Annotated in this window: 8 protein-coding genes; 5 read left to right on the plus strand and 3 right to left on the minus strand. The window is 71.8% G+C overall.

Annotated features, from left to right (window positions below; translation table 11 throughout):
• The 3 genes from DBR36_RS00695 to rraA form a co-directional block, all read left to right on the plus strand.
• The coding region (locus DBR36_RS00695) for an FGGY-family carbohydrate kinase (RefSeq protein WP_258222491.1) at positions 1 to 853 on the plus strand (853 nt) is incomplete at its 5' end.
• 115 nt (positions 854 to 968) lie between these two features.
• Positions 969 to 3,167 carry an ATP-dependent Clp protease ATP-binding subunit gene (locus tag DBR36_RS00700; protein ID WP_108317122.1) on the plus strand — a complete coding sequence of 733 codons (2,199 nt, stop codon included), beginning with the start codon at positions 969 to 971 and terminating at the stop codon, positions 3,165 to 3,167.
• Between the two features lie 63 nt (positions 3,168 to 3,230).
• The gene (rraA, locus tag DBR36_RS00705) at positions 3,231 to 3,698 is read left to right on the plus strand and encodes a ribonuclease E activity regulator RraA (protein WP_108317123.1); all 468 of its coding nucleotides are present in this window, start codon (positions 3,231 to 3,233) and stop codon (positions 3,696 to 3,698) included.
• Between the two features lie 79 nt (positions 3,699 to 3,777).
• Here the strand turns inward: rraA and DBR36_RS00710 are convergent, their stop codons facing one another.
• Both DBR36_RS00710 and DBR36_RS00715 read right to left on the minus strand, forming a co-directional pair.
• Entirely contained in the window at positions 3,778 to 4,362 is a 585-nt protein-coding gene (locus DBR36_RS00710) for a nitroreductase family protein (RefSeq protein WP_108317124.1), read from the minus strand.
• Between the two features lie 278 nt (positions 4,363 to 4,640).
• Positions 4,641 to 6,002: a glucose-6-phosphate dehydrogenase gene (locus DBR36_RS00715; protein ID WP_108317125.1), complete on the minus strand. Its 1,362-nt coding sequence runs from the start codon at positions 6,000 to 6,002 to the stop codon at positions 4,641 to 4,643.
• Between the two features lie 113 nt (positions 6,003 to 6,115).
• Here DBR36_RS00715 and DBR36_RS00720 point away from each other — a divergent pair, with 113 nt between their 5' ends.
• A complete protein-coding gene (locus tag DBR36_RS00720; protein ID WP_258222492.1) occupies positions 6,116 to 7,894 on the plus strand; it encodes a glycoside hydrolase family 15 protein in 1,779 nt (592 codons plus the stop codon).
• Between the two features lie 43 nt (positions 7,895 to 7,937).
• Complete coding sequence (locus DBR36_RS00725; RefSeq protein WP_108317127.1) at positions 7,938 to 8,645, plus strand: hypothetical protein; 708 nt, start codon at positions 7,938 to 7,940, stop codon at positions 8,643 to 8,645.
• Positions 8,646 to 8,710: 65 nt separating this feature from the next.
• On the opposite strand, the gene DBR36_RS00730 is transcribed toward DBR36_RS00725, so the two are convergent.
• Complete coding sequence (locus DBR36_RS00730) at positions 8,711 to 9,787, minus strand: ABC transporter permease (RefSeq protein ID WP_108317128.1); 1,077 nt, start codon at positions 9,785 to 9,787, stop codon at positions 8,711 to 8,713.
• Positions 9,788 to 9,820 lie beyond the last annotated feature (33 nt).

The following is a 9,820-nucleotide window of genomic DNA, read 5'->3' on the forward strand; positions in this document are numbered from 1 at the left end:
CGCGGAGGCGTCGTCGGCGACCGGCCTACCCGCCGGCGTACCGGTGTTCGCGACATCGAACGACAAGGCCGTCGAGGCGCTGGGGGCGGGTCTGGCCTCGCCCGATGACGTGCTGCTGTCGTTCGGCACGTACATCGCGGCGATGACCGTCGCCGACGCGCCGGGCGGGGGAGCCGCGCACTGGGTCAACTTCGGCTCGCGCCCCGGCCAGTACCTCGCCGAGTCGACCGGCATCCGTAGGGGCATGTGGACCGTGAGTTGGTTGCGCGACCTGCTGCACCCGTTCGCCCCCGACGACGACATCTACGCGTTCGACCGCAGCCTGGGCATCGAGGCCGAGAGCGTCGCGCCCGGCTGCGACGGGGTCGCGGCGGTGCTGGATTGGCTCGCTCCCGGCGACGAGCCCAACCGGCGAGGCGCCTTCGTCGGCTTCTCGGGTGCGCAGGGCCGCGGGCACCTGTACAGGGCGGTTCTCGAGGCGATCGCGTTCACGATGGCCGACCACATCGACGACATGGAGCGCGAGCGCGGCGTCACCGCGCGGGGCGTGATCGTGACCGGGGGCGGGGCGCAGTCCGCACTCCTCGTGCAGATCGTCGCCGACGTGCTCGGACGCCCCGTGCGACGGGCGCTCGTCGACGACGCCGCGGGGATCGGCGCTGCGATCTGCGCGGCCGTCGGCGCGGGCGTCTTCCCGGACTGGGATGCCGCTGTGGCCGCCCTCTCCGGCACCGGTGCGCCCGTGTCGCCCGGCCCCGCCGCCGAGACCTATCGAGCCCTGCGCCCCTGGCACCGCGGCATCCGTTTCCGCGTCGCGGAGCTGTCGGACTGGATGGTGTCCGCCCGCGGGTGAGTGCGCGCTCGGCGGCGGGCGCCCCGCGCCCCGCCGCCCATTGCCGACCCCCGGTCGCCGCGCTAAACTTGAGTCACCGCAACTCAAGTTCGCGAACAGACGTCCAGGAGACCCCATGAACGCCACGCAACAGCCGGGGCAGGAGGACGCGCGCAGCGCCCTCGAGCAGTTCGGCATCAACCTCACCGACCGCGCCCGCCAGGGCAAGCTCGACCCCGTGATCGGCCGCGACGGCGAGATCCGCCGTGTGTCTCAGGTGCTCACCCGCCGCACCAAGAACAATCCCGTCCTCATCGGCGAGCCCGGCGTCGGAAAGACCGCCGTCGTCGAGGGTCTCGCCCAGCGCATCGTCGCGGGCGACGTCGCCGAGAGCCTCAAGAACAAGGAGCTCGTCGCGCTCGACATCTCGGCGCTGGTCGCCGGCGCCATGTACCGCGGCCAGTTCGAGGAGCGGCTCAAGAGCGTCCTCAAAGAGATCACCGAGTCCGACGGTCGCATCATCACGTTCATCGACGAGCTGCACGTGCTCATGGGTGCGGGCGGCGGCGAGGGCTCGGTCGCCGCGTCCAACATGCTGAAGCCCATGCTCGCCCGCGGCGAGCTGCGGCTCATCGGCGCGACCACGCTCGACGAGTACCGCGAGTTCATCGAGAAGGATGCCGCCCTCGAGCGGCGTTTCCAGCAGGTGTACGTCGGCGAGCCCACCGTCGAGGACACCGTCGCGATCCTACGCGGTCTGAAGGAGCGCTACGAGGCGCATCACAAGGTCGCCATCGCGGACGCGGCGCTCGTGGCGGCGGCATCCCTCTCCAACCGGTACATTCCCGCGCGTCAGCTGCCTGACAAGGCCATCGACCTCATCGACGAGGCGGCATCGCGCCTGCGCATGGAGATCGACTCCGCACCCCTCGAGATCGACGAGCTGCGCCGGCACGTCGACCGGCTCAAGCTCGAGGAGCTCGCGCTGAAGAAAGAGAAGGATGCCGCCTCCAAGGAGCGGCTCGCGACGCTGCGCGAGACGCTGGCCGGCGAGCAGGCCAAGCTCGACGAGCTGCAGGCCCGGTGGGAGCGCGAGCGTGCCTCGCTCAACCGCGTCGGCGACCTGAAGACCCGCCTGGACGCCGCACGCGTCGACGCCGAACGGGCCCAGCGCGAGGGCAACCTCGAGCGCGCATCGCGACTGCTCTACGCCGAGATCCCGGCCCTGGAGCGCGAGCTGATGACCGCGGAGCGCGAGGAGCCCGCGGGCGACCGCATGGTCAACGACCAGGTCACCGACGAGGACATCGCGGCCGTCATCGCCGCGTGGACCGGCATCCCCGTGGGTCGACTGCTGCAGGGCGAGACCGAGAAGCTCCTGCACCTCGAGCGCGAGCTCGGCAAGCGCCTGATCGGACAGAGGGAAGCCGTCAAGGCGGTGTCGGACGCGGTGCGCCGCTCGCGCGCGGGCATCAGCGACCCCCACCGGCCGGTCGGGTCGTTCCTCTTCCTCGGTCCCACCGGCGTCGGCAAGACCGAGCTGGCGAAGTCGCTCGCCGACTTCCTTTTCGACGACGAGCACGCCATGGTGCGCATCGACATGTCGGAGTACGGCGAGAAGCACTCCGTCTCGCGCCTGGTCGGTGCCCCTCCGGGGTACATCGGGTACGAGCAGGGCGGTCAGCTGACCGAGGCCGTCCGCCGTCGGCCGTACTCGGTGGTGCTGCTCGACGAGGTCGAGAAGGCCCATCCCGAGGTGTTCGACATCCTGCTGCAGGTCATGGACGACGGGCGCCTGACCGACGGTCAGGGGCGCACGGTCGACTTCACCAACGTCATCCTGATCCTGACGTCCAACCTCGGCTCGCCGATCCTCATCGATCCGACGCTGTCGATGGATGCCAAGCGCGATCAGGTGCAGGCGCTGGTGCGCCAGGCGTTCAAGCCCGAGTTCGTGAACCGTCTCGACGACATCGTCATCTTCCAGGCCCTCAGCCAGGACGACCTCGCCCAGATCGTCGAGCTCGCGGTCGACGCGCTGCACGCGCGCCTGCGCGAGCGCCGACTCACCCTGGCCGTGACCCCCGACGCCCGCGCGTGGCTCGCGGAACGCGGCTACGACCCGGTGTACGGAGCACGCCCGCTGCGCCGACTGATCCAGACCGAGGTGCAGAACCGCCTCGCGATGGCGATCCTGGCCGGCACGGTGCGCGACGGCGACGTGGTGCGGGTCGACGTGGCCAGCGACGGCGAGTCGCTCGTACTCGCCAGCGACGGCCCGGCCGCCCCCGACGACGACCTCGACGACGTGATCGACGCCGAGGTCGTCGAGTGACGACGGGGGATGCCGCGCCGGGGCGTGGCATCCCCCCTCGGACCCGCCGGTTACCCTGGCCGCATGACGATCGCGACCGCCGACCTGTACGACGAGCGCGGCGACGCGCTGGATTCCCTCTCGCTGCAGCTGATCGACGTCGGCGGGCGAGTCGCGTTCGACGGCCCGATCCGCACGGTGCGCTGCCATCGCGACAACGCGCTGGTCAAGCAGCTGCTGGCGACGCCGGGCGAGGGAGCGGTCCTGGTCGTCGACGGCGGAGGGTCGCTTGAGTCGGCGCTGGTGGGGGACATGATCGCCGCGTCGGCCGTGCAGAACGGCTGGGCGGGTGTCATCGTGCACGGCGCGGTGCGCGACCGCGACGCCATCGCAACGCTCGCCCTCGGCGTGAAGGCCCTCGGGACCAACCCGCGCAAGAGCGCCAAGGACGGCGTCGGCGAGGTCGACGTGCCCGTGACGATCGCGGGGGTCGTCTTCGCCCCCGGCCGGCACGTCTGGGCCGACTCCGACGGCGTGCTCGTGGAGCGCTGAACGCCGGTCACGCGAAACGCCGTCCCCCGGCACCGCGGGCGGTGCGCCGGGGAACGGCGTTCGGGTGGGATGCCGGGACTCAGGCGTCGGCGATCAGCGACTCCGAGACGGTGCGGCGTTCGCGCGGGGCGAGCTCGCGCTGGCGCAGGCCCTCTTCGGCGGCGTCGACGTCGCCGAGCGTGCCGACGGCGATGACCGAGACGGGGGCGAAGCGCGCCTCGACGTCGAAGGCCGCGCGCAGGGCGTCGGCCTCGAAGCCGCCCATCTGGTGGGTGGCGAGGCCCTCGGCGTGCGCCTGCACGGTGAAGTGCGCGGCGGCCTGACCGGCGTCGTAGTGCGCCCAGGTGCGGGCTTCGCCGTCGGCGGTCTCGGTCTCGGCGAGGATCACGACCAGTGCCCCGGCGGCGGGGGCCCAGGCCTGGTTGAAGCCCATGAGGGCGCCGACGAGACGCTCGTGCGCCTCGGTGCCGCGGCGGGCGACGATGAAGCGCCAGGGCTGGTAGTTCATCGCCGAGGGAGCCCAGCGGGCGGCCTCGAGTGCGGAGCGCAGGGCGGCCTCGTCGATGGGGGTCTCGGGGTCGAAGACGCGGGTGCTCCAGCGCTCGGCGAGCACGTCGAGGATGGGCGCGTCGGTGCGGGCGGTGCGGTCGAGAACGAGGGACATGGGGACTCCTGAGGACGGATGACAGTGCCGGGACGCCGTTGACCCGCATCAGTCAACGCCTCGGCAGGCTCCTGTGTTCCCGGATGACGCCGTGCGTCGTCTTCGGTCCCGCGTCGGGATCGTGCACAACGGCGGATGGATGCCATGACACGCCGCGGTCAGGGGCGGTCAAGCGGCGTGTCGGCCCGATTTCCCGCCGTTGTGCCCGGGCAACGGTCGGGCGAACGGCTCGGAGAACGGCCCGGCGGGCCGAGCCGGGGCGGCGGAACGAGACCCGGTCAGTCGGTCCAGGATGCCGGACCGGCGGTTCCGGCGGGGTACTCGTCGAGCGGCACCTCGTTCGCGCGCCACGCGTCGATGACCGGTTGCACGATGCGCCAGCACTGTTCGGCGGCGTCGCCGCGCACGGCGAGCATGGCGTCGCCGTCGAGGATGCCCGACAGCACCTCGCCGTAGGCCTTGAGCGCCCCGTCGCCGAGGTCGGCGGCGAGGGTCACCCGCTCGAGCTCGAGCGGGTCGTCGGCGCCGTTGACGTTGAGCCCGAGGCTCATGGTGTCGGGGCCGAGCGAGAACACCAGCACGGACGGCTCGCTCTCGCCGAGGAAGCCGCCGGGCAGGTGGCGAACGGGCTTGAAGGTCACCGTGACGGCTCGGTCCGACGAGCTCAGCGCCTTGCCCGACCGCAGCGTGATGGGCACCCCCTGCCAGCGCGTGTTGCGCACCTCGACCGTCATCTCGGCGAGCGTCTCGGTGCCGCGCGCCTCGTCAACGCCCGGCTCGTCGACGTACGACGAGAAGTGGCGCTCGCCGACGTCCCCGGCGGTGTACCGGGCGCGGCGGGAGTTGTGCACGGGATCGTCGTCGAGCACGTGCGTGGCGCGAAGGACCGCCGAAGTCGCGTCGCGCAGATCGAGCTGGTTGAGGGATGCCGGAGGCTCCATCGTGACGAAGGCCATGACCTGGAGCAGGTGGCTCTGGATCATGTCCACCAGTGCGCCGGCGCCGTCGTAGTATCCGGCGCGGCCTTCGAGGCCGAGGGGCTCGGGGTAGTCGATGAGGATCGAGGCGATGTCGTCCGCCGACCAGACGCTCTCGAACGGGCGGTTGGCGAAACGCGCCCCGAGCAGGTTGAGCACGGTCGACCGTCCGAGGAAGTGGTCGATGCGGAACACCTGATCTTCGGGTACGAGTTTCGCGAGCTGCTGGTTGAGGCGGTGGGCGCTGGCCTCGTCGGTGCCGAACGGCTTCTCGAGGGCGAGGACGGTGCCCTCGGGAATCGTCACGTCGCTGAGCGCGAGACACGATTTCTCGGCCACGGCCGGGGGGACGGCGAAGTACAGCGCGGGGCGTCCCTCGGCGTCGTCGAGCAGCTTCTGCAGGTCGGCGGGCTTTGTGATGTCGGCGCGCCAGTAGGTGGTCTCGGACACCGCGGCGAAGGCGCCGTCGGCATCCGTGGTCGAGAAGGACTTCTTCACCACCTCGCGCCAGTGCTCGTCGGTCCAGTCCTCCATGCCGGCGCCGTGCAGACGCACCGAACGACCGGATTCGCGCGTGAGCAGCTGGCCGAGGGCCGGCAGAAGCAGGCGAGAAGTGAGGTCGCCCGAGGCGCCCAGGATGATGAGGGTGGTGTCCGCGGCCATGCGGCCACCGTAGCGCTCCGCTCCGACACCGGTTCGCGGCTTGCAGCGGGTGCAGGGATGCCACTAACGGGATGCCCGGTGACGATGTCGGTCCCACCTGCCATGATCCGAGGGTGACCACTCCGATCGAGGACTACGCGGTCCTCAGCAATTGCCGCTCCGCCGCTCTGGTCTCCACCGCGGGCAGCGTCGACTGGCTGTGCCTGCCGCGTTACGACAGTGGCTCGATGTTCGGGGCGCTGCTGGGCGACGAGTCCCACGGTTCGTGGTCGCTGCGGCCGGACGATCCCGACGCGCGCGCCACCCGCCGTTACGACGGCGACACGTTCGTACTGGTGACCCGGTGGGAGACCGCCACCGGCGTCGCCGACGTCTACGACGCCATGCCGATCGACGAGGGCGTCGAGGCGCTCGTCCGCCGGGTCGTGGGGGTGTCGGGCGCCGTCGACTTCGTGAGCGAGGTGCGGCTGCGCTTCGACTACGCCCGCGCCGTGCCGTGGGTGCGTCAGGTGGGCCACGGCGACGCCCACGCGATCCTGGCGGTGGCGGGTCCGGATGCCGTCGTGCTGCGCGGACCGCGTCTGATCGCCGTCGACACGGCGCACCGGGGCCGGTGGACGACTCAGGCCGGTCGCGCCGTCGACTCGGTGCTGGCGTGGGGGCCGTCGTGGAAGGAGCCCCCCGCGGCGTTCGACGTCGAGGCGGCCCTCGAGCGCACGCGCGAGTGGTGGGCGGCGTGGGCCGACCGGGTGCAGGCGACCGGCGACCACGCCGCGATGGTCACGCGCTCCCTCATGGTGCTGCGGGCGCTGACGCACTCCGAGACGGGCGGTATCGTCGCGGCCGCCACGACCTCGCTCCCCGAGGCATTCGGCGGGTCGCGCAACTGGGACTACCGGTACGTGTGGCTGCGCGACGCCGCCCTCACGCTGAGCGCCTACATCGAGCACGGCTACCTCGACGCCGCCCACCGCTGGCGTAACTGGTTGCTGCGCGCGATCGCGGGCGACCCGGCCGACGTGCAGATCATGTACGGCATCGCGGGCGAGCGGGACCTGCCCGAGCGCGAGATCACCAGCCTGCCCGGTTACGGCGGCGCCGCGCCGGTGCGGATCGGCAACGGCGCGGTCGATCAGTACCAGGCCGACGTGATCGGCGAGGTGATGGTCGCGCTCGAGGCCGCGCGCGACGCGGGCGTCGAAGAGACGACGTTCTCGTGGTCGCTGCAGCGCGCGCTGCTCGACCAGCTCGCCGCGTGGGTGGACCGCCCCGACCTGGGTATTTGGGAGATGCGCGGCGACCCGCACTTCTTCACCCACTCGCGGGCGATGGTGTGGGCGGCGTTCGATCGCGGCATCCGGGCCGTCGAACACGGCGGCCACGAGGGCGAGGTCGACACCTGGCGGGCGCTGCGCGACCGCGTACGGGCGCAGATCGACGAGCGCGGCGTGCACGCGGGCGGATGGTTCACCCAGCATTTCGAGACGGACGAGGTCGACGCCTCGCTCCTCGTGCTGCCGCAGGTCGGGTTCTGCGCCTACGACGATCCGCGCATGCTCGCCACCGTCGCGCGGATGGAGCAGACCCTCATGCCCGACGGGTGGCTGCTGCGTTACCGCACCACCGGGGTCGACGGCCTCAGCGGCGACGAGCACCCGTTCCTCGCGTGCTCGTTCTGGCTGGTGGGGCAGTACGCGCACAGCGGCCGACGCGAAGAGGCGACGGCGCTCATGCATCGCCTGACGGCGGTCGCGAACGACCTGGGCCTGCTGTCCGAGGAGTACGACCCCACCCATGGACGCCAGGCGGGCAACACCCCCCAGGCCCTCTCGCACCTGGCCCTGGTGGGAGCCGCCGACGCCCTGCGCACGACCGCTCCCGACCCGGCATGACACGAGGGCCCGCGGGGGACCCACGCGGTCCTAGAGTCATGGCATGGACGAAGACGCCGAGCTGAACCGCCTCCGCGAGCGGATCTACGGCGTCGACGGGGCGAGCGCCTCGGCCGCCGAGATCGCCCGGCTGCGCGAGCTCGAGGAGCGTCAGCGCGGCGGTGTCGCGACGGCGGCCGCGGTCGATCAGCAGGCCGTTGGGGGGCGGGATGCCGTCGTCCGGCCCGGCGACGACGCCGCGGCCCCGGTGCCGGACGACGGGTCCCCCGGCCCCGCACCCGCCCGGCGTGCCGTGCGCTGGACGCTGACCGCCCTCGGCGCCGCCGCGCTCGTGGGGATCGGGATCGCGATCGGCTCCAGCCTCGCGCCCACCCCGGCGGCCTCGGCCGATCCGGCCGCGGCGGAGCTGCCCGAACTCACGTTCCCGCAGACCGTCGAGGACGTCATCTCGGCGGACATCCTGCGCGACAGCGGCATCGACCCCGCCAGCACGCGCTACATCGCGACGGTCAGCGACTTCCGCATCTACCTCGCCGTCCCCGACGACGGCGACGGGCGGTGCATCGCCACCTTCACCTCGGCCGACAACCGGCCCTGGTCGGCCGGGTGCGTCAGCGGTGCCCAGGAGGGGGCCGCGGTGTTCGGCGTCGACGACTCCCTCACCGTCGCGATCGGCACCGCCTCGCCGTCGACCGTCACCGGCATCCCCATCCGCCTGTCCGACAGCGTCACGGCGTACGTGGCCCGCTGAGGACGACGAAGCGGATGGATGCCGAGCCCCCGGCATCCATCCGCTCCTCGACGTCTCGCCGACGCTCAGCCGCGCAGAGCCTCGGCGAGCTTGACGCGGGCGCCCATCCGCAGCAGCGAGTTGCGGTAGATGCGCGCGGCGACCGCGATCGCGGCGACGCACGAGGCCAGCAGCACCAGCAGCGACAGCACCGGCTCCCACCACTGCGCGTCGCCGAGGTACATGCGCAGCGGCATCCCGACGGGCGCCGAGAACGGCACGTACGACATGATCGTCAGCACCACGGGGTTGTCGTTGAAGAAGATGACCAGGAAGTACGGCGCCATCACGAGCATGGTGATCGGCGTCGTGGTCGCCCCGATGTCCTCTTGCCGCGAGACCATCGCCGCCGCCGCGGCGAACAGCGAGGCCAGCAGCACGAAACCGAACAGGAAGAAGATCGCGAACCACGCGATCGGCGCGCCCAAGGTGTCGAGCACCCCGGTCTGTCCCGTGACGGCCAGACCCACGACCGCCACCGCGGCGAGCAGCACGATCTGCGCCATGGCCAGCACGGTGTTGCCGAGCACCTTGCCCGCCAGCAGCACCCGCACGGGGATCGCCGAGATGAGGATCTCGACCACGCGCGTCTGCTTCTCTTCGACCACGCTCTGGGCGATGGTCCCGCCGAAGGTCGACGCGGCGATGAGGAACACCAGCCCGAAACCGAGCGCGATGAGGTAGCGCAGGGCATCGGCCGCTCCCGCGCCGGGGTCGAGCATCTGCACCGGCGGGGTCTCGCTGAGCAGCTGCAGCAGGGCGGGTGGGACGCTGTCCTTCACGACGACGGTGTAGGCGAAGGCCGCGTCGGACGACCCGGTGACCAGGGCGGCATCCACTGTTTCGTCTTCGACGAGGGCGCGCGCGGCGTCGTCGCTGTCGGCGGTCGTGAGGTCGAGACCGTCGAGGCCCGATACGGCGGACTGCGTCTGCGACGTGACGGCGACCGGGATGCCCTCGCCCGAGGAATCGTTCGCGGCGAAGCCGCCCCACACGACCGAGGCGAGGGCGGCGAGGATGAGGATCGCGGTCGAGATGACGAAGGCCTTGCTGCGCAGCTTGGAGCCGATCTCGCGCTCGGCGACGAGCCAGATGCCCTGCAGTTCGCCCGGTGCGCGGCGCGCGGCAGGGGGAGT

Source organism: Microbacterium sp. HMWF026 (genome assembly GCF_003061325.1).
GTDB lineage: Bacteria > Actinomycetota > Actinomycetes > Actinomycetales > Microbacteriaceae > Microbacterium > Microbacterium testaceum_E.

What these genes read in the sequence shown, in the direction of transcription:
- DBR36_RS00725 (WP_108317127.1), top strand. Translation starts at nt 7,938, where the DNA reads ATGGACGAAGACGCCGAGCTGAACCGCCTCCGCGAGCGGATCTACGGC.
- DBR36_RS00715 (WP_108317125.1), bottom strand. Translation starts at nt 6,002, where the DNA reads ATGGCCGCGGACACCACCCTCATCATCCTGGGCGCCTCGGGCGACCTC.
- rraA (WP_108317123.1), top strand. Translation starts at nt 3,231, where the DNA reads ATGACGATCGCGACCGCCGACCTGTACGACGAGCGCGGCGACGCGCTG.
- DBR36_RS00710 (WP_108317124.1), bottom strand. Translation starts at nt 4,362, where the DNA reads ATGTCCCTCGTTCTCGACCGCACCGCCCGCACCGACGCGCCCATCCTC.
- DBR36_RS00700 (WP_108317122.1), top strand. Translation starts at nt 969, where the DNA reads ATGAACGCCACGCAACAGCCGGGGCAGGAGGACGCGCGCAGCGCCCTC.